This window comes from Hyalangium versicolor, assembly GCF_020103695.1.
In the GTDB taxonomy this organism is placed as follows: domain Bacteria; phylum Myxococcota; class Myxococcia; order Myxococcales; family Myxococcaceae; genus Hyalangium; species Hyalangium versicolor.
This window is the reverse complement of sequence record NZ_JAHXBF010000030.1, coordinates 68,032-90,509: the sequence shown is the minus strand read 5'-3', so window position 1 is coordinate 90,509 and position 22,478 is coordinate 68,032. Positions and strand designations below refer to the sequence as shown.

Sequence of the window (22,478 nt, the reverse complement as noted above, 5' to 3'; positions counted from 1 at the left end):
CCCTACGGTGCCGTCCCCTTGTCCCCAGCAATCAGCCGCCCATCCGGCGAGAGCACCGCGTGGCTGGACTGTTCGTCGTTGTCGTCCGTGTGCTCACGGAGAACCCGACCCTCGTGAAAGTCCACCACGGAGAAACCCGTGCCGCCCCCCACCAGCAACCTACCGTCCGGACTGAAGCTCAAGCTTTCCGTTCCCAGGAACTCCAGACGCCGCACCTGCTGCCAGTGGGTCGTGTCCAACACGAGGAGTTCGTAGAGCGGCCCTCCTGCGACCAGCAGCGGCTACGTCGGGTGGAAGGCCACACTCCACACGCAAGGAAGCTGAAGGGTGATTTGCCTCTCGAGGGCTCCTGTGCGCGCGTCCCAGATGTACAAGGCGACGATCTCGTCCGCGTACCACCTGCCCACTCCCGCCACGGCCCACCGCCCATCCGGAGAGAGCGCTCCACAGGTGAAAGACTGGTCACTCGGAGCCAGCTCACGCACCACCTGCCAGCGCTCCACACCCCACAGCCAAGCCCTCCCTCTTCCTCCCAGGAGGAGCAGTGTCTTGCCGTCGGATGCCATCCTCAGCCCGGGCTGCCCGAGGGCAACCTGACGATGCTGCCCCCCCTCCTCGTGGAGCCCCTGCCCTTCAAGAGAGCAGCGGTAGAAAGGGGTGCCCGGTGTCGGCGGACCAGAACCGCGATGGTATGGCTGGCATACCAGTTGGCGCAGACCGCGCCCGACAGGGCTCCTCCTCCATGACCGCAGGCGGGAACCCGGTCTGTAACCTACTGGACCGGATGCCCGGCGCAGGACTTCTCTGGTAGGGTCTGTCGAGGGAGCCGAACCTCCTCCCCAACCAAGAGGACTGCCATGGAGCACCTGGAACCCAGGGAGAACCTCGCGGCTCTACCGCCAGGAACACTTGTAGGACCGTGGAAAGTGCTCAGGTGGCATGCCCGTGGCACCTACGGCACGATCTACGCCGCTCGGAACGCCGGACACCCCGAGTCCGAAATCGTCGCCCTGAAGATGGCCAACTACCCCGAAGATCCCCGCTACCCGCGAGAGGTGGAGCTCCTCTCACGCCTGCGCCACCCGAACATCCCCAAGCTTCATGACCGAGGATGGTGGAAGCACACGGACACCCTCAACTACCCGTACATCGTGATGGATTGGGTGGAGGGAACTCCGCTGTACGAATGGGCCCGCGGCTGCAAGCCCACCTCGCGCGAGGTCATGCGACTGCTGGCGCAGATTGCCCGAGCGTTGGAGGCCCTCGAGGCGGCAGGAGGTGTGCACCGCGACGTCAAAGGGGACAACGTGCTGGTGCGCGCGGTCGACGGCGGGGCATCGCTGATCGACCTCGGGGCCGGGAGCTTTCAAGGTGCGAAACCGGTGACGAACACGGTGTTGCCCCCAGGCACGAGGCCCTACCGCAGCCCCCAGGCGCTGCGCTTCCAATCGAAGCACTGGCGCCAACGTGGAGCACACTACGAGGCGACTGCGGCCGACGACCTGTACGCCCTGGGCGTGACGGCTTACTACCTCGTGACAGGCGTCTACCCGCCACCCGCGACAGACCCCGAGGCAGCCGAGGACGATGTGCTGCCCACATGTCCCGTGCGGGTGCCTCCAGAGGAACTCGTGAAGATGAGCCCGGAGCTTGCGGCGTTCATCGGCCAGCTCCTCTCGGATGATGCTTCGGCACGGGGGCGCCCCGGTGAAGTGGCCGAAGCGCTGGAACGAGCGGTGAAGGAGGCTGGGCCGGATGCGGATGAGCCCATCACGCCGCATCCCTGGCATGCGCCCACGGAGAGCGCCGCGCACCTGGGCCCTGCTTGTGGCGCTCGAGCGTCCCACGAACAAGCCCCCGGAGGGGACTCGCAGCCCAGGGCTCGGGAGCCCAGTGCCGAGCAGGCTCCGCCGAGCCCCTCGGGACAGGTTTCCGCGCATCTACAGAGTTCTGAATCCCCGGAGGCGCCACTTCACGAGGTAGCGTCGTCACAGAGCTGCGCCGTGGCGCTCGAGCAACCCAGCAAGGACCGTCCCATGCCAACGAACGAGAGCACGCAGGCCCGTGATGCATCGCAGCCCCTGCGAGGAGATGAGCGAGGGGAATCGGGAGGTCCGCGCGACAACCGGGCCTCGCACACCAACCGGGTGGGCCCGTATCACCTCGGCAGGTGCATCGAGAGAGGGACCGAGTTGGGAGACCTGTATCTCGCACGCGACACCCGCACGGGGGTTCCTGCGCTCGTGGCGCGGCCCGTCATCGACGAGCAGCAGATCCGCCCCTCCACGCCTCTCGAGGTCATGAACCAGTTCCCCAGTGCCTCGGTGAACGTCACCTGGGCTTCCTCGGGCTCTCCTGCGTACCGTGCCGTGGCCATCCAGGTTCCTCCCTCGGTTTCGCAGGCCAGGCTGAACGAAGAGTTGCTCGCAGTGGCCGCGAACATACCGAAGATGGTGCAGCGCGCACTGGAGCGTCCCGAAGTGCGTGAACACCTCGTGTCTCCACCGGTGACACGCGCCCAGCAACTTCATGGTCGCCTCCGTCAACACGCGAGCCGCGCGCGTCGGGCGGCAGTCCGGTCCTGGAAGGACGTCACGCTTGCCGCTGCGATCTGCGGGCTCGTGGGGAGCCAGGTAGCGCAGCGAGTCCACGAGACAAAGAGCCAGGGGGCAAGCCCCATGGCCGTGGCTTCACACCGTCAGCAACCTGATCCCGCGCTTGCACCAGAAGAAGATGCGGATTTGGAGATGGAGATTGGCCAGCCGGAGCAGGGCTCCATCACAATTGGAGTGGCCAAAAGCGCAGCCACGGATGCCGATCTCGTGCCTCCCGTACCCATGGTGGAGCTAACGGGCACGATGGCGATCGCTCGTGACATGCCTCGCAAGGTGTACAAGGGGCAGAAGCTCCCCCCGTGCAGACAGAGCCAGGAGGAGATCAACGGTGGATGCTGGGTGAGGGTGGCTAAGCTTCCACCCTGTGGCGATGACTTCTACGAACACGAAGGCACCTGCTACACGCCTGTCTTCGTTGTCAGCGATGGAAACGCGACGCCGAAGTCGATCTCGAAGTAGCCGCTCGCCTTACACCGCCCGCTGATCCTCGCACCGGGTGGGATTTTCCCTCGATTTTCCCTCGTCTGCCGGGAATTTCGGGCCCTTTTTTCTCAGCTCTCGCGAGCCAAGTGCCTGAAATCACGGTCTCTTCCATAAAAAAGAAGGAAAATGTAGGCATCAAGCAACCAACCTACCCCCCCTGTACGAGAACAAGGGCGGTGGTTGCATCTTTGCCCCCCTTCAACCACCCCATAACTTTTCGTCCTGGAGAAAAACCATGTCCGTCAACGGCATCAAGTCCTCTGGTGGTTTCTCGGTTGGCTCCTTCCGTCCTGTCGAGGGCACCCAGACCCCCGCGGTCGGCCAGAGCCAGGGCCAGGGCGGCGGACTCAAGGAGCTCCAGGGCGCGCTGAAGGAGCTGAGCCAGAACCCCATCGTTCGCTCGCTCCTCGGTGAGAGCGGCTTCGACGGCGTGAAGGGCAAGCACGGCGGCCACCGCGCCGAGAAGGGCGGCAAGGCGGAGAAGGGCGGCAAGGCGGACGGGGCGGACAAGGCGGGCAAGGCCGAGGACGCCAAGGCCTCCACTCCTGAGGAGGCCATCAAGCAGCTCGTCGACGGCCTGAAGAAGTTCGTGGAGCAGCTCGAGCAACTGCTCGGCAAGAAGAACGAGACCCAGGCCGGCGCCGAGGGCGCGAAGGCCGGTGGTTCCAAGGGCGCCGGTGGTGCCGAGGGCGCCAAGCAGACCGGCGGCTCCGAGGGTGCCAGTGGTGCCGAGGGCGCCGGTGGCTCCGAGGGCGCGCAGCAGGCCGGTGGTGCCGAGGGCGCCGAGGGCGCTGAGGGCGCGCAGCAGGCCGGTGGTGCCGAGGGCGCCGAGGGTGCCGAGGGCGCTCAGCAGGCCGGTGGCGCTGAGGGTGCCGAGGAGTCCAAGGACCCCATCTCCCAGCTGATGGACACCCTCAAGAAGATCGTCGAGCAGCTCCAGCAGCTGCTGACCTCGCTGCAGGGCCAGAAGGGCCAGAACGGCAACACGGGCGTGGTCCCTGAGGCGGCCACCACCGGTGGCGCCGAGGCCCCGGCCACTATCTGAGCCAGACTCGACTGCGCTGTCACCCGGCCCGCCAACCTCCCGGTTGGTGGGCCGTCGTGCATTGGGAGTCCTGCGAAGCCCTCAGCTGCGGATGAAGCTCCGCTTGAGCATCTCCAGCTCCGCGGCGAGCTTCTTCATCTCCGGGCTCTGGTCCACGATCAGCCCCGAGCTCTCGAGCAGCGTCCCCAACTGGTTCTTGAAGAGATCGACGAGCACGGCGGACGCCCCGGCGGCCTCGGGCGGCAGCTGGCTGGCCAGATCCGCGAGCGCCGTCTTCACGGCGGCCGTCAACCGCAGCACCTCCGCCTCGACCTGCTGGCGCGTGAGCTTGCCCGGCGTCTGCGCCGAGCGGTTGAGCTCCTCGAGCGCCTTGAGCAACTTGTTGAGATCCTGCTGTGCCATGGGGATGCCCGGGTAGAGGGGGAGCCAGCGGCTCCAGCCTACCGCGTTCCGGCGGCTCAGCGGTTGCGCAGCGACGCGACTTCCACCTTCAACACGTAGCGCGCCTGCATGTCCGACTCGAACTCCACCAGGTGGTCCCCCACTCCGGTGAGGTCCGCCTCGCGGTTGAACTCGCCCAGCTTCTCGGCCGAGTCCAGCGCCGCGCGCCCGGACACCGTCTCTCGGGTGCGCGAGCGGCAGCCCTCCTCGTGGAACGTCACCACCGTCTCCTCCCCCGCCGCCACCACATCCTCCAGGTAGAAGCGCACCTTCACCGTGGAGGCCTCCTTGAGCTGGACGATGAACTGCCCCTTCCCCGGCAGCCGCCCCTCCATGTAGCTCTCCTGCCCGAGGATGCAGCCTGCCACCTGGCTGCACACCGGCCACTCGGCATCGCACGTGTCCTTGGCACGTCCGCCGATGAAGTCCGCGCGCCCACCTCCACAGCCCACGCCGAGCACCAGCGCCAGCACAGTTCCCATGATCACTTGGGTGCTTCTCGTGAACACTGTTACAAACCCAACCATCTTCTAAACCCTCACCCTGAGGAGAGAACGACGATGAGACTGCGTCACTTGTGGTTCCCCATCATCCTCCTGGCCATGGCCGGATGTGGAGACGATGGTGATGAAGTGCAGCTGGAGAAGGGCCCCTTCCTCTTCGTGGATCGCGAATCCATGGGCTTCGACCAGGAGTTTGGCAGCGGCACCTATGTGGGGGCCTCCACCTTCAACGCCCTCTACATCGAGAACCGGGGCGACGAGCCCCTGGACATCACCGAGGTCGTCAAGGCGGCACCGGCCGAGTTCACCATCCTGCTGCCCGACGAGCTCGCCAAAGGCCAGACGCTGCGGCTCGAGAGCCGCGCGCATGCCTCCATCCAGGTCCAGTTCAAGCCCACCAAGGTGCAGACCTATGACGGCAAGTTCACCATCAAGTCCACCGCCAAGAACGCGCCCGAGAAGGTCGTCCAACTGTCCGGCAAGGGCGTGACGCCTCCGCCCCCGTAGGCCTCGCCAGCCGGAAGAGAGGGCGGGCTCCTTCCGACCCGCCCTCTCGCAGCTCACGGCTGAAGGGTGAACCTGCAGCCCGAAGACCAGCCCGCCCCGCCGTCCGGCAGCGCTCCTCCATCCTGCTGCGGCGCGGGGCACATCTTGGTGCCTCCATCCGACGAGTAGCTCTGCGGGTAGTCCGTGTGGGCGCTGCGGACGGTGTAGTTCACGCGATCATAGGAGTCGCGCTCGACGGCGCTGACGTCCATGCGCAGGGAGCCGCCCTTGATGAAGCGTGGCTCCAGACAGCCGCAGGCGTAGGGCAGCACGGTGAAGGTGGTGGCGCCTCCCGATACCTGCTTCGAGTAGAGCGGCTGCAGTCCTGTGAGCGCGCCGCTGGGCGAGTGCCAGGCCCGCAGCGGGTCCGGCCGGTACGCCAGCGTCAGCGCCCCGCCGCGGCTGCCCGTGTTCACCGGCGTGCAGCCACCATCCGAGCGGCTCCCATCGCAGAAGGTGAGATCCAGCGCCAACCCGTGCGGCAGGCCACCGTCCGCCAGGTTCTGCACCGTCCACTGCAGCTCCCAGGTGCGGTCCAGGGGCTCCGCGCCCGGGGGAGGCAGCTCCAGGGTGACGCTGTCCACGTCCGAGGGGACGGCGTCATAGTCCGTGGGCCCGCGCACGCCACGGCCCTTGGTCCTGTCATCCGCCTGGAGGCGGCCGAAGCCATAGTTGAGCTGGCCGCTCAGCACCACGGCCCCGGAGGGCGGCGCCGGGAAGGTGGTGCTCGAGGAGTCATCCGCGAGCTGCACGGGGCCGCTCGACTCGGTGTCCGAGTCCGCCTGCCAGGACACCTGCAGCGAGTAGTTCCTGTCGTCCGCCCAGTCGGTGCTCTCGTCCTGGACGAGGAAGTAGTAGGTCACCGCGGACGTGTGCGCCGGCACGGGGATGGTGCCCTCGAAGTTGCGCAGGTTGGGGAAGTTCTCCGGCGCCTCCTCGCGCGAGGCTTGGAGGCACAGCGGCTCAGGCTGCGAGTTGTTGCAGTAGGCCTCCACCAGCCCCTTGGCGGAGGGCACCTCCGAGTAGCCCTTGGGGCAGGCCGTCACGTCCGCCTTGCAGTTCTGCCGGCGATCGGCCACCGCCGCGCCCTTCGTCACCTGGGTGAAGACACGCACCTCGCGATCCACCAGGCCGGGCAGCGGAGGGAAGCGGCCCCCTCCCGAGCCCTGCGTCAGCCGGTAGTACAGCACCGTGCCCTGAGTGCTGACGGGCACCGTCACCCCGTACCAGTCCGAGTCCGGCACGTAGCCCAGGCGTCCCGAGAACGACACGGAGCTGGGGGGCGCGGTGCCGAGCGACTGCACCACCGCCTTGGTGAGCGCGTCGTTGTCCCCGTTGCTGTCGTAGGAGTCCTCCTCGTCCATCACCCGCACCTCGACGGTGTATTGCGCCTCCTGCCGCAGATCTCCCTCGATGGGGTTGTTGTCTCCCGCGGGCCGGTACGCCTGGATGACCATCGTCCAGGTGCCGGCGCTGCGAATCTTGCGCGCCGAGGCCAGGTCCGTGGCGATGGTGGCGTTGCTCACGTGCCCCTCCACCTCCGCCGTGCCGTCCGGACGTACCAGCGTGTAGCCGAGCCGGTAGGGGGGAGCCGGCCGCAGCTCCGCCGCGGTCAGCCGCACGTACGCCACCTTGCCGGAGGGCACGGTGAAGGTGAAGCGGTCCACGTCATTCGTGGTGGCCAGGAAGCCGGTGCTGGTGGCCACCTCCACGCCGTTCTGCGGCTGGAGCGTGAGGGCCGTGGCCTGCGCCTGCGTGTCATTGGGCTCGTGGGTGTCCGGGTTGTCCTGCACGGACACCGTCAGCGAGTACGGCGAGCGCGCATCGAACTGGGGCCGGTTGGCGATGGCGGGCTTGTCCTCCACCAGCAGCAGCAGCTTCGCGTTGGGCTCGGTGAAGGGCAGGATGATGTCCACCGGCTTGGGCGCGCCCTGACCGTGGTTGTCCACCTTGAGCGCCAGCGAGCTCTGGCTGCCATCCGCGCGCAGCAGGTTCACCGACAGGTTCACCGCCGTGCTCTGCGCCTTGTAGCCCGCGTTGATGTGCAGCAGCGTGCGCGCGTTGGCGGTGGCGGGGATCTGCACGCTGTACCAATCCTGATCGCCCGCGGAGGAGATGTAGCGCTGCACCTCCTGCCCCAGCGTCAATTGGCAATCGGGTTGAGAGAGCGCCTCGTCCCGGTTGTTGCACAGGTCCGGAGGCAGCTCCTGGCCCGCATCCGGATCAGGGTCTCCTCCATCCCCGGAACAGGCAGCGAGGAGCAGCAGGGACGCGAGCGGGAGCAGGCGAGGAAGTCTGGACATGGTGAGGGTCTCGTGTGCCCCGGACGAAGCCGGGGCCGTGAGGTGCTCCATTCCCGGCAGGCCTCAGGGTGTCTGAAGCAAGTCGGGTCGGCCTGGGCACGTGGTGAGGAAGTCTTCCGGGTTCACGCGGATGAGGCCATCCACCGGCGACTTGATGCCGCCGATGGGGTAGCGCGCCCCCTGGTACCGGTAGAAGCGGGTGATGGTGCGCGCCGTGGGATCGTCCGCGGGGATCATCGACACGGAGAGCCAGAGATCGTTGTAGCCCGCGCCGCGCGTCACCGGCAGGCCGCCGTCCTCCAGCATGGGCACTCCGCCGTCCACGCCCGCATCGGCGTACTCGAGGATCGACGGCGCCAGCAGCACGTTGTCCACGCGGAAGTCGTAGCACTGGCTGCCCTTCTCGTCCGGCGGCCCGATGGCCTCCATGGAGTAGCGGTAGCCGTCCACGGACAGGTGGGAGATGTCCACGTCCACCGGGTTGGTGTGCAGGCGCAGCTCGGCGCGGCTGGAGAGCCCGTCGTTGTCCGGATCCTGCTCCAGATCGTTGCTGGAGCCCTGGGTGCCGCCGCGCCACTCCACCCCGTCCGGCACGCCGTCGCGGTCGCTGTCCACGAGGTTCGCGTTGGTGCCGATGAACTGCTCGTCGCAGTCCAGCAGCCCGTCACAGTCGCTGTCCACGCCGCGCAGCGCCGGAGGGCAGCCTGGATCCAGGCCTCCGCCGTCCGGATCCGCATACCCGATGGGGTTGAAGTCCACGCCCTGGGTCCTGAAGCGCACCTCCACGCCATCGCTGAAGCCGTCGCCGTCCGTGTCCACCATGTTGGGGTTGGTGGGGATCACCTCATTGATGTTGGGGTAGACGCCGCTCAACTCCTGCGCGTCCGTGAGCCCGTCTCCGTCCGTGTCCGCGGCGTCCTCCGGGCTACCCGGCGGCGCGGTGAAGTTGGAGGCGATCATCTCCTTGACGACGAAGGCCCGGCGCACCTGGCCGAAGCTGAAGTCCAGGAAGTTGATGGGCTCGTTGTTGCGGAAGTCCCGGAAGTTGCCGCCGCCCAGCTGGGACATCTTCTCCAGGCGGTCCGCGTCCTGGTTGATGAGGAGCAGCGGGCAGCCACCATCTCCCGACAAATCACACACCGAGCTGACCGGCTGCGCGGGATTGAAGACGTGCACGGTGTTGACGCGCACGTCCTCCACCAGATCCCTGAGCTGGCGGATGCGCACCACCGCGTCTCCCTGGAGCAGCTCGTCGTCCTGGTTGTTGGTGGGGTGGCCGTCCGACAGGAAGATGAGGTTGTAGCGCGCCTGGGCCACCGCCTCGGCACCGCCCGGGGCCGCGCGGCTCTTGGCGATGTCCCCGTTGATGAGCGAGTAGATGTCCGCCAGCGGCTTGACGAAGTCCGTCGAGTCGCGGTTCGGTGAGTTGTCCGGGTTGCGGAAGTTGAGGAGCTGGCGCGTCAGCGTCTGCTTCTGGACCTCCGTGAGCGTGGCCACCTGCGCGAAGCCGTCCATCCCGTTGGCGTCCTTGGTGAGGAACGCCGTGGTGCTGCCCGCGAAGAGCACCACCGCGATGAAGACCTCGGGGTCGGTGGGCAGGTTCTCGATGAGCTCGATGAGCGCGGTGGCCCGGGTGCCGTCCGGATCCGTCACCACCATGGACTGGCTGGCGTCCATGGCCACGACGATCTTGATGGGGCGGATCACCTCATTGGTGCCCACCGTGCAGAAGCTGCCCTGGAAGGCGACGGCGCGATCCACGGGCACCTGCTCGTCCCGCCGCTCGTCGTAGAGGTACGCATCCGAGCAGGCGGCGACGATGGCCACCGTCATCACCACCAGCGCAGCCGCGAGGCCGGCCTTGCGATTCACGGCGTGGCCCCCGGCGCGTCACCGACGCAGTGTTGCATGTACTCACTCATCTCGTTGAGGTCCGGAGGCCGGCGGAAGTCGCCATTCTCCAGGGTCAGGTCAGGCCCCAGCGGCACGCGGAGGCTGGGTGGAGCGTACTGCGCCCACGCGCAGGCCGCGCGCCACACGCCGTAGTCGGTGGACACGCCGCTCTCGGGGGCCTCGGCGAACCACACCTTGAAGAGGTTGTAGCCCTGCTGCATGCCCGAACGGTTGGGCGGCGTCACCATCTGCAGGTTGGACACGCTGAAATCATAGCAGGTGCTGCCATTGCCCAGCTTCTCGGCCACCGTCACCGAGTACTGGTAGCCGTAGCGCTCGAAGAAGTCCTTGTCCCGCCGTGTCGGATCGCTGCCCGCGCGCAGCTCTTGATCATCCGGCAGCCCGTCTCCGTCCGTGTCGATGCCCGACACGTTCGGCTCGCGCGCATCCAGCCCGTAGCGGGCCTCCATCGCGTCCGGTACGCCGTCACCGTCGCTGTCGATGATGCCGGCGCGCGTCTGCAGGTAGTTCTCCGCGTACTGGGACAGGCCATCGCCGTCCGTGTCGCGGCACACGCAGTCCTTCGACAGCGGCGAGTCCGGGTCGCACCCGCGCGCGTCCTTGTCATTGGCCGGCTTGAAGCCCTGGTCCTTGCGGCGCTCCTCGAAGCCGTCGTCCAGGCAGTCCCCATCGCTGTCCTCGATGAAGGAGTTGGTCTGCAGCTTGAAGGTGTTGTCCACCGTGTCCGGCAGCCCGTCTCCGTCCGAGTCCACCTCACGGCCATTCACCCCGGGCACAGAGCTGAGCGACTGCACCATGAGCGTCTTGATGACGTTGCGCGAGGCGAAGGACGAGTAGTCCAGCGCGCCCAGACCCATGTTGTTGATCTCGGCCGTGTCGTTGAACTCCTGGTACACGCCGTTGCCTATCTCCGCGAAGCGCTGCAGCAGCCACGAGGCGATCTTCTTGGCCGCCTGCGGGTACTCGCCCGGCGGCACGCCCGGGTAGGTGCCGTAGAGATCCTGGCAGATGGGGCCGCACAGCCTCACCGCCTGCTGGTTGAAGAGCAGCACGGTGTGCATGCGGATGTCGCCCACGTTGTACTGGTCCTTCAACTCCATCAGCCGGCGCACGTAGCTGAAGAGCTGGTAGTTCTGGTTGCGGTCCGTGCCGACCTCGAAGCCCTCGATGTTGTCGGGCGAGTCCGGATCCAGCAGGTTGCAGAACTCCACCGCGCTGGAGGAGTCCGACCACGTCAAGTCCGGGTTGTTCGGGTCCGCGTAGACGGTGAGGTTGTCGTTGGCCGAGCAGCGCGGGTACGGGGTGCCGTCCGTGAGGAAGACGACCACGTAGCGGGTGCGCGGAAGCACCTCGGGGTTGCTCTGCGACAGCGCGGTGATGTCGCTGGCGATGAGGCTGTAGGCGTAGGAGATGGCGCCTTGGTAGTCGGTGCCCTTGCCCAACTGGGCCTGCAGGCCACCGATGTACGTATCCAGCGTGGTGTCAGGCCGGGCGAAGCGGCTGCCGGTGGCTGCCGGAGGCCACACGTTCTTCACGTTGGTCTCGAAGGGCACCACGGACATCTGCACGTTGGGCTGCTCGCGGAACTGCGCCACCAGCTTGCGCAGCGCTCTCACGCGCGCCGGCTCGGTGACGCCGGGGGGCACGACGACGGCCACCTGCTCGCAGAAGCCGGTGCCCTCCTGCGAGCCGGGCGGATCCGACACGCACATGCTGCCGGACTGGTCGATGACGAGCACCACCTTCACCGGGAAGCCCGAGGGGTTCGCCGGGGCGGTGCAGACACGGCCCTTCAAGGTGAGCCGATCATCCAGCAGCTTCTGCTCCTGGACGAGCGGTTCCACCAGTGTATCGGTACAGGCTGCCAGAGACGCGGCCAGGAGGCCCGCTGCCATCAGCATCCGAGGGTTGGGGTGCATGGAAACGGACCTCCTGTGACGCATCGACGAGATGAGACTCTACTCCGTCCGGCGGCGGCGCAGCAGCATGCTGAGGAGCGCGGCGCCCAGCGCCACGCCACCCGCGGTGCCCGGCATCGCGGAGCAGTTGCTGGCGTTGCCGTCGCCCACCGCCAGCTTCAGGCTGGAGACGGACTCACGCTGCTCCGGGTACGCGCGGTCCGCGAAGGCCAGCTTCGCCTGGACCTGGAGATCATACGCGCCGTCCGCGTCCGCGGTGAACGTCGGCACGTTGCCATCCACGTAGGCGTACTCCCAGTGACGGCTGTTGGTCACCGCGCCCTTGGGGTTCTCCACCACGGCCTTGGAGCCGGAGGGACGACCCTTCACCGTCCAGGTGTACTCGATGGCCGCGCCGTTGCGGTTGGCGAACAGCGGCAGGCGCACCTGATCGCCCTTCTTCAGGCTCAGCTGGCCACCACCGGACACGGTGAAGGGGCCCTTCGGATCCAGGCAGTCGCTCGGGTTCTCCTTGTTCACCACGACGCAGTACTTGGAGTCGCACGCGTCACCCACGCCGTCACCGTCGTCGTCCAGCTGGTCGCGGTTGGCCTTGTCCACGCAGTTGTCCAGCGGCTGGCCATCCGGGCCCTTGTTCAGCACGCCGTCATCGTCGATGTCCGCGTCGCACACGTCGCCGAGCAGATCGTTGTCCGTGTTCTTCTGATCCGGGTTGGCGATGTCCGGGCAGTTGTCGCTGCTGTCGGCGACGTTGTCCCCGTCCTTGTCCACGCGGCACAGCGCGGAATTCTGGGGCATGACCTGATCCGGGTTGGGGATGCGCGGGCAGTTGTCCGAGCCGTCCGGAACGCCGTCGTTGTCATCGTCCAGGTCGCACACGTCACCCTGGGCGTCGCCGTCCACGTTGCTCTGGTCCTTGTTGGGCACCAGGGCGCAGTTGTCCGAGGCGTTGGGGATGGAGTCGTTGTCCGCGTCTCCGTCGCAGTCATCGCCCTGGCCGTCGCCGTCCGCGTCGCGCTGCTGGAAGTTGGAGAGCGCCGAGCAGTTGTCGCAGACATCGCCCACGCCATCGCCGTCGGTGTCCGCCTGGTCGCGGTTGGAGGCGAACGGGCAGTTGTCCTTGTCATCCGCCTTGCCGTCACCGTCCGCGTCATCGGTGTAGGCCAGCGTCACGCCGTCATCGGTGTAGGCCACCCACACGGAGCAGCCGCAGCCGCAGCCGCAGCCACCGCCCTCCTCCTTGGGTCTGCCGCAGCTGCTGCCGAGGCACTCCGGGTTATCGGTTGAGTTGGTCTGCGCCTGGGCAGGCACAGCAGTGAGAAGGAAGAGAGCCCCGAGGGCCGCAACTTGGGCAAAGCGGATACGCGTCATGACAACTCCTTTCGCGCTAGGCCTCATAGCAAGAGCCGATCCGTTCACCGGGCAACGGTCGCTGTCAGGAAATTCAGGGATTTGCACGGAAGCTTCATCGTGGGGGCCGAGGGGTGTGGGGGGCAGACCCCAGCGACAGCGTGGAGTCTACCCCTCACTCGAGGGTGGGATCAGACAGATCAGGTTCCGAGGATGAAGGCGTTCGGATCCAAAGAGCGGGCGCCCGCGGGCTGCTTTCCCTTGTCCTCGGAGTAGCGCAGCTGATCATCGACGTAGAGCGAGCCGACGCCCGCGCCGCGCGGATCATTGTCCCGGCCCACCTGCATGTAGAAGTAGATGTCGTTCTGCCCGGCGGGGATCGTCACGCCTGGGAAGAGCGGATGGGGGTGCTCCAGGGTGGGAACGACGGTGATGTTCTCCGCGCGCACCTTGTAGCAGGCGCGCCCATCCGGAGTGGGCTCGGTGAGCTCGAGCGAATAGCCGTAGCCGCGCTCGGCCTGGAAGGCGATGTCGGCGCTGAGTGGATCCGAGTGGACGATGGCCTCGTCGATGTTGGAGACGCCATCGCGGTCGGTGTCGAGCAGGTCCTCGGGGACGAGTGGGTTGGTGTGGCCGAGCGCCTCCACGAGGTCTGGCAGGCCGTCCGCGTCGGTGTCTCCCATGCACGGGTTGGTGCCGAGCACGCGCTCCTCGCAGGTGTTGAGACGGTCTCCATCGTCATCCAGCGAGACGTTGCAGCCGTTGATGATGTTGACGGTGAGCGGATCCAGGCCCATGCGCAGCTCGATGCCATCCATGAGGCCGTCGCCGTCGGTATCCGCCTGGCGGGGATCCAGGCCCAGCCCCTCCTCGTCCTTGTCGGGCAGGCCGTCGCCGTCGCTGTCGGTGAGAATCTCCCCGTTGCGCACCTGGACGTTGCGGTTGAAGGCCACGAAGCGCTTGAGGATGAGCTGCGTCTGGAGCGAGGAGTAGTTGATGTTAGCGAGCACGTCGCGCAGGCCCTCGGGGTCCGTCTCGATGGGCTTGGTGCCTCCGGCGTTGGCGATGGCGGCCACATGGTTGCGCGTGGCCTCATCCGGCACGGAGCGCACATAGACGGGCTGCACCACCACCTCGCCGGCGTTGAACTGCTGGACGAGGTTCTTCACTTCGCCGGTGACGACCGTCAGCTCGCACTGGCTGCACGACTCGGAGCTGGCGAGCTTGGCGCAGTTCGCGTCGATGCCCACGTTGATGTCGTCCCGGGCACAGCTGAGGTCCGCGTTGGTGATGACGAGGACGACCATGTAGCGGGTGCGACCGACGGCGCCTCGGCAGGACGTCTGCATGTCACCGGCGAGGATGCTCTTGGAGAGCCGGAGCGCGGAGCGGATGCTCATGGGCCCCGTCTCCTGGTAGCTGGCGTATCGGGCCAGGGCGGACTGGAAGGTAGCCGCGTCCACGAAGCTGCCCTGGATGCCGGTGGCCACGGTGTGGAAGGCAATGAGGGAGAAGGTGATGAAGGGGCCGGAGAAGCGGCTGCTGAGCGTGCCGAGCGCGTCCGTGGCGTAGCCCACGACCTCCGAGGGGACACCCTCCCCTCCCGCGAGCGCGAAGACGACCTTCACCGGGAAGGCATCGCCGCCGGCCAGGGGGATGCAGACCTCGCCCGAGTAATCCGCGCGATCCTTTCCACTGGGGCCTCGGCCATCGAGCGCGTAGAGGCCCGCGTCGGAGCACGAGAGAAGCTGGAGGGGAACGAGGAGCCAGATCAACCGGAAGAGGGAGCGCATCAACCGCTCATTGTAGAGCGCAGGCACTGGGAGAGTTTCAAGCTTCTCCAGGGTAGGTGAAGGCGGATCCGCCCCACGGTCTCGCCGGGGAGGAATCTTCCACCTGGGCCTTCGCACCAGCAGAGCGCCGTAACGTGAGGAAGTTGCTCACCGGGAGCGCTTGGGTGGCCCATGCTCGAGTTCCTGGACGATGGCCGCCAGATCATCCTGCTCCTCCTGGATGACGAAGACGCCATCCTCCGCCTGGGACGAGGCAGGGGCCTCGGTGTGAGGAGCATGCCTGGGCTTGGGAGCGGGAACGGGAGCGGGAGTGGCTCGCTCGACGGGCCTGGGCCGCGCTGGCCGCGCACCCTGGAGCTCTGGGGGTGGCGCGGGAGGAGGTGCGGCGATGTCCTCCTCGGCGGCGGTGGGAAGGACCCAATCCGTCTTCCGGTTCAGCCACTCGGCGTAGCGAGAGAAGGTCCAGCAGCCGTCAGCGGCACCGGTCTCGATGGCCGAGGGGAGCTTGAAGAACTGTCCCTGGCGGACGAGGCTCTTCACCGGAGTGCTGCCGGTGAGGATCTCGCACTCGGGCACGCGGATGCCGAGCTCGGAGCGGAAACGGAGGCGCTGACACACCACGCCGACCAGGCAGTCCGCGAGCTGCATGCAGACGGAGTTCTGCTGCTCGGGAGGAAAGGCGGCCACCACGCGCTGGAGGGCCTCGGTGGTGCTGGCGGAGTGAACCGTGGCGAGCACGAGGTGCCCCGTCTCCGCGGCGCTCAGCGTCAGGCGCATCACCTCCGGCTCTCGCATCTCGCCCACCATGAGGACGTCCGGGTCCTCACGGAGCGCGTCGAGGAGTGCCTGGGTGAAAGAGGGTGTGTCGCGGCCCACCTCGCGCTGGCGGATGAAGGACTTGCGCGGCGCGAGCGAGTACTCGATGGGGCTCTCCACGGTGATGATGTGGCGGGCCTCGCTGAGGTTGATCTCCTGCAGCAGCGCCGCGAGCGTGGACGTCTTACCGGAGCCAGTGGGGCCGCTGAGGAGGATGAGCCCATGGGAGGACTCGACGAGGCGGCGCAGATCCGGATGGAGGTTCAGCTTCTTCAGCGTGGCCTGGGAGGACGACAGGAGTCGGATGGCGAAACCCACGCCTCGCGCGCTGCGCAGCACGTTGATGCGGCAGCGCTGGCCCTCCACGGTGCGGGAGAAATCGTGCGAGCAGCGCTCCAGGAACTCGTCCCAGCCAGAGTCCCCGAGCAGCTCACGAGCCAGGGCGGTGAGCGAGGAGGCGGGCACGGGCTCGCCCACGAGCCGCAACTCGCCCCGAACCCGGAGTGCCATGGGCATTCCGCCCTCGAGATGGACGTCGCTCGCCCCCTGCTCACGGGCGACGCGGATGATGGATTCGATTCCCAAGCGTGTCTCCTCGCATCCCAGCGGCGGCAATCAGCATGCCACGAGCGCCCCGAGCGGAGACGCGCTGCCGGTGGGCTCGAGAGCGTCGAGATGACACAAGGGTGCACGGGAGCTGGGACACTTTGTCCGATGGGAGCCAGTCCCTATCTCCCGGGCACGAACGACGAGCCTGCGGAGATGGCCACCCTCATGACGATCCGTCGAGAGGACACGGGTTTGAGCTGCTCGAAGAGCCTTGGACGATGTCGTCGGATGTTGAATCTCCTGCGTCCAACGAGCCTTGAGCATCCAGAAAGAAGGGCTCTGCCAGAGCGAGCCCCAGCGTTGGAGGAATGGCTCCTCGACCAGAGAACACTCTGCTGACGGAACGGGCCCTGGATTTGGTTGAGCACCTGGGCTCGCTGGAACGAGCGTGGGGTTCACTCGGCCCGGCTGCCATTTGCGGCCCCACAGGCAAGCAAGAACCCGGTGTGGAACCCGCATCGGGCGCCTGCTCTTGGGACGAGAGCATCCCTGTCGGCCGCACCTCTTGCGAACTGGTATGACAGGCATACCAGTCGGCGGCGGTCTCGCCCGACAGGGGCACCTCCTCGGGAGCGGCGGCGGGCACGGGCGCCGGGGCCTCATCGCGAACAGGAGCCAGGTGGTCGAGCAGCGGCCCATCCACCGCCTTCAGCAGTGCCGGCAGCTCCCGACGCACCAACTGGGCGTCGCGGTCGACCAACGCGTCGAACACGAACATGGCCCATTCACGGACAGCCTCCGCTTGCAGGGCGGGTAGCACGCTCTCGGCCACGCCCCAGAAGGCCTTCTCCAACGTGACGATGAGCAGCATGTGGCCGGGGCGGTCTGCGGCTCGGGCCGCCAGCCTCAGCAGTTCGAACTCTCGCTGCGCCCACCTTCGGGGCTCCTCCTGCCAGCGCGCGTCGTCTCTGAGCGCAAAGCTGGCATCCTTGAGAAGCTCCAGGTCTTGCGGGCTGGCATGTTCGCAGCAGGCCGCCAGCAACTCCACCGTCTCCTCTCGTTTTAGAGAGAAGAAGCCCTCGAGCAGATAGCGGCGGTCCAGGTCCGTGCGCCCCTCTGGGAGCAAGAGTTTCAGGCTCTCCAGGGACAGGGCCTCACCGAGGCCCACCGTGCGACTCTGGCGCCCAGGGTGCTGGACGATGAGTCCTCGGGCAGCAAGCCCCCGGAGTGCACCTCGAATGGTGGTGCGCGAAACTCCGTAGCGTTTGGCCATCACGCGCTCTGAAGGGAGCGTGTCCTTGGGCATATGGCCCAGCGCAATCACCCGCTCCAACTGCTCCGATACCCGTGCCACGAGCCCCTTGTGTTCCATCCCCGCCACCCTCCTCATCGAAAGCCTCTGCCATCCAAGCAGATGGGTCTGACATCGAATGCGGGACGCGAAGACAGGTTCAACGTGCCCGGAGAAAGAAGGCCAGTGTCATCCCCGCGGTGAGGAGGATGACTCCTCGGCGGAGCCACTGTGGCTCGAGCCACCGAGCAAGGTGTGCGCCGGCATACCCTCCCAGTGCCGCGGCGATCAGCATGGCGAGCGTCTCCTTCCACCACACCTGACGCGCGGCGATGAAACACAGCACCGCGATCGCATTGGTCGCGGCAACCAGCAGGGTCTTGGGCGGATTCATCGCTTTGATATCGACGGCGCTCAGCAGACTCCAGGTGGCCATCATCATGATGCCGACCGCCCCACCGAAGTAGCCGCCATAGACCGCAAGCAGGAACTGCGCGAGGAGCAGTGCCCTCGGTCCGATATGGAAGAGGCGGCGCAGTGCCAACCCCGCCTGCTGCCCGAATGCGAAAGAGAGCGTCGCCAGGAGCAGCAGCCAGGGAAGGATCGCATCGAACAGCGTCGACGGCGTGGCGAGCAACAGGGCAGCTCCCACGGCACCGCCCACCAGACTCACCGGCAGCAGACTTTGGAGCGCCACGAACCTGGTGTCGGCCAGCTCCCGGCGATAGGCCCATGTGCTGGCGAGACTCGCGGGAAAGAGCGCGACGGCGCTGGATGCATTCGCGCCAACCGAAGGCAGTCCGGCGAGGATGAGCGCGGGGAGCGTCACGAAAGAACCGCCACCCGCGACAGCGTTCATCGCCCCCGCGAGAAATCCTGCTCCTGCCAGCAGCCACACCGCCTGGTTCATCCCGTGACCTTGACCCCACATTCTCGCAGCGACAATGTGGAAGGCGCGAAGGCAGCCTTCGGGCAGTCCGAAGGCTGACCCCATGCCACGGGTACGAAGGATGAGCTTCGATCTCACGGATCTCTCGCTATTCCTCCACGTCACCGAGACCGGCAGCATCACGCGTGGCGCGGCGCGCGCGCACCTTGCGCTTCCCTCGGCCAGCGAACGCATCCGCGGCATGGAGGAGACCCTGGGCGTGCAACTCCTGGAGCGTGGCCGCCGCGGCGTGCACCAGACACCCGCGGGCCGCGCGCTGGCGCATCACGCGCGCGTCGTGCTGCAACAGATCGATCGGCTACGTGCCGAGCTTGGAGACTATGCGCACGGGCTCAAGGGCCATGTGCGGCTCCTGGCCAACACCTCGGCTGTCAGCGAGTTCCTTCCAGAGGTGCTCGGCACCTTTCTCACCGCGCATCCCAGCATTGATGTCGATCTCGAAGAGAAGCTCAGCTTTGAGATCGTCCAGGCGATCGCCGAGGGCCGTGCGGAGCTCGGCATCGTCGCGAACACGGTCGATCTCGGAGTGCTTCAGACCTTTCCCTTCCGCCACGACACCCTGGTGGCTGTGACAGCGCGCGAACACAGGCTGGCCGGCCAGCGCCAGGTTGGCTTCGCCGAGCTACTCGCCGAGCCCTTCATCGGCCTGGGAGAGGGCAGCGCCTTGCAGGAACACCTCGCCGGGCACGCCGCGCGGCTCGGACGGAGGCTCAACTACCGTGTACGGCTCAGGAGCTTCGATGCCGTCTGCCGCCTGGTCGAGCGCGGCGTCGGCATCAGCGTCATGCCAGAGGCCGCTGCTCGACGCTGCCAACGCTCGATGGCCATCCGTCGGCTCTCCCTCAACGAACCCTGGGCGCAGCGAGACCTGCTGATCTGCGTGCGCGACCCGCAGGCGCTCTCCATACCTGCTCGCCTGCTGATGGATGCGCTTCGCCCAGCATCACCGAAGACGCCCTCAGGCTGATGGGCCATGACTTACGGCAGGACGCCCTCTGCCGCGCACCTCCGGCTGGGGCGCTGCCTACAGTGTGAGTAGGAAGGCGAGCAGGTCGTCTTTCTCCTGGGGCGTGAGGACCTGGGCGTTCCCATGCTGGGGCCCGGCACTCTCGATCACCGCGCGCAGTGGGAAGCGCGTCCCCACGATCAGCCGATCCTCCTTCACCTCGTACCCTGCCGTCGCGCTCGTGAGCATGGGCCAGACATCCCAGGCTCCGATGAGCGCGGGCGGCGCGGCTCCCGGCACGCGGTCCTGCTGATCCGTGCGCAGCGGCAGCGAGATGGGCGTGCCCACCTCCAGGTACTGGCCTCGCGTCTGTGGATCCTGGTCCATCGTGTAGAGCGGGGCTGGATGGCAGGCCACGCACCCTCCCTTGCCCTCGAAGAGCCCCCTGCCCTCCCCCGGCCTCCCCGTGTGCCCATCCGGCAGCGCGAGCGTCTCCGGCGGTGCTCCATCCTCGCCTCGGAAAGGGTTGGGCAGCGTCGGCACCAGCGAGGAGTAGAGCGTCAACACCTCGACCTCGGTGTCCGTGAGCGGTGGGTTCTGGTAGCGGTTCCGCGCTCCCACCGTCTTGATCGTCTCCGCGATGCTGTGCGTACTCGCGGGCGTGAAGTACGGCGGCGTATCCCGGCTCCCTCTCACCGTGGTGGAACGGTAGATGCGCATCGGCCTCGTCTTCTCGAAGAAGACGCCTTCCGTGTGCCCCTCCAGGTGGCACGCATCACAGCTCATCGCCGTGCGTCCCATGTCCGCGAAGTAGAGAACCTGCCCGAGCCGCCGCTTGGCCTGCGCGCGCATCTCCGTCACCGGCCACTGGCGCACCACCCGCGCCTGGCCCGACCGCGCTTGCGCCACGTCCACCACCGCCACCGTTCCCGTGTGCCGGTTGAGCACGTACAGGGTGTGCCCATCCGGTGCCAGCGCCAACGATCGCGGCCCCGAGTGCAGCTCCACCCCAGCCCGCCCCTCCTTGCCATAGTCCTCGTCCGGACGCGCCCTCGGCGTCTTCTCCGGCAGCGGGATGGGCAGGTCCTGGAGCAGCGCCTTGCGCGCCCCCACATCGCTCTCCACCAGCTTCCGTGCGTCCACCACCCGCACCAAGCCCAGCCCGATGTCCGCCACGTAGAGCAACCCCGCCGCCTCATCCACCACCAGCCCCTCCGTCACTCCCGCTCCGAAACCCCGGTGGCGCACCACCTGGCCTCGCTCCGGATCCAGCACGCCCACACCGCCGTTGGCGCTCACCTCCATGCGCTCGGCGTTCGGCCCCACGTTCGGCCCCGTGCTGGAGAAGAAGAGGCGTCCCAGCCGCTCGCTCCCCACCAGCGCACGGGGCGCCTTGCCGCCCATCACCTGCTTCGAGAAGCGCTCCGTCCCGCCTCCCACGATGGAGACTCCTGGCCCCGGTACCAGTGTCGATACCAGCCCCCCATCCGACTGGCGCAGCAGCTCCACCTGGCCCGTCTGCAGACTGCCCACCGCGAGCAGCCCCTTCCACGACGCGAGCGCACGCGGGTTCGGATCCACCGCCGTCACCCACCGCTCCTTCCCATCCGCCAGCGACAGCGCCCGCACCGTGTCCCTCACCTGCTCCGCCACGAACGCCACCTCGCCTCGCGCATCCACCACCAACCCCATGGCTCCAGCGGGCGCCGGCAGCACCCGAGGCGCACTCCCAGGAGCGTCCAGCGCGTACAGGCGCAGCTCCGCGCTGAACCGGTGAGCCACCGCGAGCCACGGCCGGCCCTCCCCGTCCTTATATGTAGCGATCGCGCTCGGCCCGTCCGCCGTGGCCAGCGCCGTCACCCGTCCCGTCTCCACCTCCAGCGAAAACACCGTGTCCGTCGGCGGCGAGGCGATGAACGCCGTCCGTCCATCCGGAGAGAGCGCCAGCGCGAACAGATCCGGGAACGCCGTGTCGTTCACCACGTCCAGCCGGGCCTCACCCTCCGGGACAGGTCTCCCTGCCACCCCGACCAGCCGCACCGTCACGCTCGCGACCGGAAGCTCCGGAGAGAGCTCCACGCCCGCCGGCAGCCGCGCGTACGCATGCGTCGCATCCACCACCTTCAGCGCCAGCTCGCGCGACACAGGGGGTCCCAGCGCCAGGCGCATCCCCTCCTCGAGCCCCTCGCCGTACACCGCCAGCGGCTCCGAGGTCTGGTTGCTCGTCAGTTTCGGTCCCACCGCCCGCAGCTTCGCGACAGGTCCCACCGGCGCCTCGGGAGGCGCCACCGACGGCTCATGCGAGCGCGTACGCGCGATGAAGAGCGCCACCACGCCCAGGCACAACGCCAATGCCACCACCACCGTGAGGGTGTGTTTCATGGATGTTGCTACCCGTCAAAAGAGGAGTTGCACTCTAGCTTTCCAGCACGCCCATACCCCCATGTTCCAAAGGTCAGTGCAGGTGTGGTCCACATCCCCCAACTGGGGTGGACTGATCCCCACACTGCTTGCTCGCTCGCATGGGAACCTCTGAAGCGCGTGCGTTGACAGAGCGGTACAATCATCGCTTAACCTGGAACTCCGATGCGACGCTTCCTCCTTGGTTCTCTCGTCGCCAGCCTCCTTGGCATCGCGCCTCTCCCTCTCGTCGGCTCGGAGGCATGGGCGCAGCGCGGACGCGCGGCTCGTGCCGCGCCGAAGGGCAAAGCCAAGAAAGCTGCGCCATCGAAATCTGTCTCCAAACCCGAGCCCAAGACGGATCCGGCTCCCGCCCCCGCGGATCCCGTCACAGGCGAGGCCTCGTCCGGTGCCTCCGCCTCGGCGCCACCGCCCAGCCGCGGGCCCTCGCGCATCGACTTCGATGACCGCCTCATCCAGGGCCAGACCAACAAGTCCGGCGCTGTCTACCTCTACGACCGCAAGGAACTGAAGACGCGGTCGATGATCAAGGAGCGGGAAAGCTTCCGCTCCGAAACCCTCTCCACCGTCTACGACCAGTAGGGCTCCGCCCAC

General features: G+C 67.3%; 18 protein-coding genes. 5 read left to right on the top strand and 13 right to left on the bottom strand.

Features of this window, described 5'->3' with window-relative positions:
* Positions 1 to 2: 2 nt before the first annotated feature.
* Positions 3 to 242: a hypothetical protein gene (locus tag KY501_RS43525; RefSeq protein ID WP_224370276.1), complete on the bottom strand. Its 240-nt coding sequence runs from the start codon at positions 240 to 242 to the stop codon at positions 3 to 5.
* 39 nt (positions 243 to 281) lie between these two features.
* On the bottom strand, positions 282 to 503 hold the full coding sequence (locus KY501_RS43520; RefSeq protein ID WP_224370274.1) for a WD40 repeat domain-containing protein: 222 nt from the start codon (positions 501 to 503) through the stop codon (positions 282 to 284).
* 423 nt (positions 504 to 926) lie between these two features.
* On the opposite strand from KY501_RS43520, the gene KY501_RS43515 reads away from it, so the two are divergent.
* Both KY501_RS43515 and KY501_RS43510 read left to right on the top strand, forming a co-directional pair.
* Entirely contained in the window at positions 927 to 3,074 is a 2,148-nt protein-coding gene (locus KY501_RS43515; protein ID WP_224370272.1) for a serine/threonine protein kinase, read from the top strand.
* A gap of 259 nt (positions 3,075 to 3,333) precedes the next feature.
* Positions 3,334 to 4,143 (top strand): hypothetical protein, encoded by an 810-nt coding sequence (locus tag KY501_RS43510; protein WP_224370269.1) that lies wholly within the window; start codon positions 3,334 to 3,336, stop codon positions 4,141 to 4,143.
* Between the two features lie 81 nt (positions 4,144 to 4,224).
* Here the strand turns inward: KY501_RS43510 and KY501_RS43505 are convergent, their stop codons facing one another.
* On the bottom strand, positions 4,225 to 4,545 hold the full coding sequence (locus KY501_RS43505; RefSeq protein WP_224370267.1) for a hypothetical protein: 321 nt from the start codon (positions 4,543 to 4,545) through the stop codon (positions 4,225 to 4,227).
* Between the two features lie 56 nt (positions 4,546 to 4,601).
* The gene (locus KY501_RS43500) at positions 4,602 to 5,066 is read right to left on the bottom strand and encodes a hypothetical protein (protein WP_224370352.1); all 465 of its coding nucleotides are present in this window, start codon (positions 5,064 to 5,066) and stop codon (positions 4,602 to 4,604) included.
* A 78-nt stretch (positions 5,067 to 5,144) separates the two neighbouring features.
* Between KY501_RS43500 and KY501_RS43495 the strand changes: the two genes are divergently transcribed.
* A complete protein-coding gene (locus KY501_RS43495) occupies positions 5,145 to 5,594 on the top strand; it encodes an Ig-like domain-containing protein (RefSeq protein ID WP_224370265.1) in 450 nt (149 codons plus the stop codon).
* Between the two features lie 53 nt (positions 5,595 to 5,647).
* On the opposite strand, the gene KY501_RS43490 is transcribed toward KY501_RS43495, so the two are convergent.
* From KY501_RS43490 to KY501_RS43455, 8 genes are all read right to left on the bottom strand, one after another.
* Positions 5,648 to 7,936: a cell-cell cohesion protein MtsF gene (locus KY501_RS43490; protein WP_224370263.1), complete on the bottom strand. Its 2,289-nt coding sequence runs from the start codon at positions 7,934 to 7,936 to the stop codon at positions 5,648 to 5,650.
* Positions 7,937 to 7,999: 63 nt separating this feature from the next.
* The gene (locus tag KY501_RS43485; protein ID WP_224370350.1) at positions 8,000 to 9,769 is read right to left on the bottom strand and encodes a vWA domain-containing protein; all 1,770 of its coding nucleotides are present in this window, start codon (positions 9,767 to 9,769) and stop codon (positions 8,000 to 8,002) included.
* A gap of 35 nt (positions 9,770 to 9,804) precedes the next feature.
* Positions 9,805 to 11,769 (bottom strand): cell-cell cohesion protein MtsD, encoded by a 1,965-nt coding sequence (gene mtsD, locus KY501_RS43480; protein WP_224370261.1) that lies wholly within the window; start codon positions 11,767 to 11,769, stop codon positions 9,805 to 9,807.
* A gap of 39 nt (positions 11,770 to 11,808) precedes the next feature.
* Complete coding sequence (gene mtsC, locus KY501_RS43475; protein ID WP_224370259.1) at positions 11,809 to 13,140, bottom strand: cell-cell cohesion MYXO-CTERM protein MtsC; 1,332 nt, start codon at positions 13,138 to 13,140, stop codon at positions 11,809 to 11,811.
* 179 nt (positions 13,141 to 13,319) lie between these two features.
* Positions 13,320 to 14,912: a thrombospondin type 3 repeat-containing protein gene (locus KY501_RS43470; RefSeq protein WP_224370257.1), complete on the bottom strand. Its 1,593-nt coding sequence runs from the start codon at positions 14,910 to 14,912 to the stop codon at positions 13,320 to 13,322.
* 147 nt (positions 14,913 to 15,059) lie between these two features.
* Complete coding sequence (locus KY501_RS43465; protein WP_224370255.1) at positions 15,060 to 16,313, bottom strand: type IV pilus twitching motility protein PilT; 1,254 nt, start codon at positions 16,311 to 16,313, stop codon at positions 15,060 to 15,062.
* 187 nt (positions 16,314 to 16,500) lie between these two features.
* On the bottom strand, positions 16,501 to 17,649 hold the full coding sequence (locus KY501_RS43460; RefSeq protein WP_224370253.1) for a FadR/GntR family transcriptional regulator: 1,149 nt from the start codon (positions 17,647 to 17,649) through the stop codon (positions 16,501 to 16,503).
* A 79-nt stretch (positions 17,650 to 17,728) separates the two neighbouring features.
* A complete protein-coding gene (locus tag KY501_RS43455) occupies positions 17,729 to 18,478 on the bottom strand; it encodes a sulfite exporter TauE/SafE family protein (protein ID WP_224370251.1) in 750 nt (249 codons plus the stop codon).
* A gap of 100 nt (positions 18,479 to 18,578) precedes the next feature.
* On the opposite strand from KY501_RS43455, the gene KY501_RS43450 reads away from it, so the two are divergent.
* The gene (locus KY501_RS43450) at positions 18,579 to 19,484 is read left to right on the top strand and encodes a LysR family transcriptional regulator (protein ID WP_224370249.1); all 906 of its coding nucleotides are present in this window, start codon (positions 18,579 to 18,581) and stop codon (positions 19,482 to 19,484) included.
* 57 nt (positions 19,485 to 19,541) lie between these two features.
* Here the strand turns inward: KY501_RS43450 and KY501_RS43445 are convergent, their stop codons facing one another.
* Positions 19,542 to 21,845, bottom strand: a complete 2,304-nt coding sequence (locus KY501_RS43445) for an MtsA protein (protein WP_224370247.1) — start codon at positions 21,843 to 21,845, stop codon at positions 19,542 to 19,544.
* A gap of 204 nt (positions 21,846 to 22,049) precedes the next feature.
* Between KY501_RS43445 and KY501_RS43440 the strand changes: the two genes are divergently transcribed.
* Positions 22,050 to 22,466, top strand: coding sequence for a hypothetical protein (locus tag KY501_RS43440; RefSeq protein ID WP_224370245.1), 417 nt, complete (start codon positions 22,050 to 22,052; stop codon positions 22,464 to 22,466).
* Positions 22,467 to 22,478: the final 12 nt, after the last annotated feature.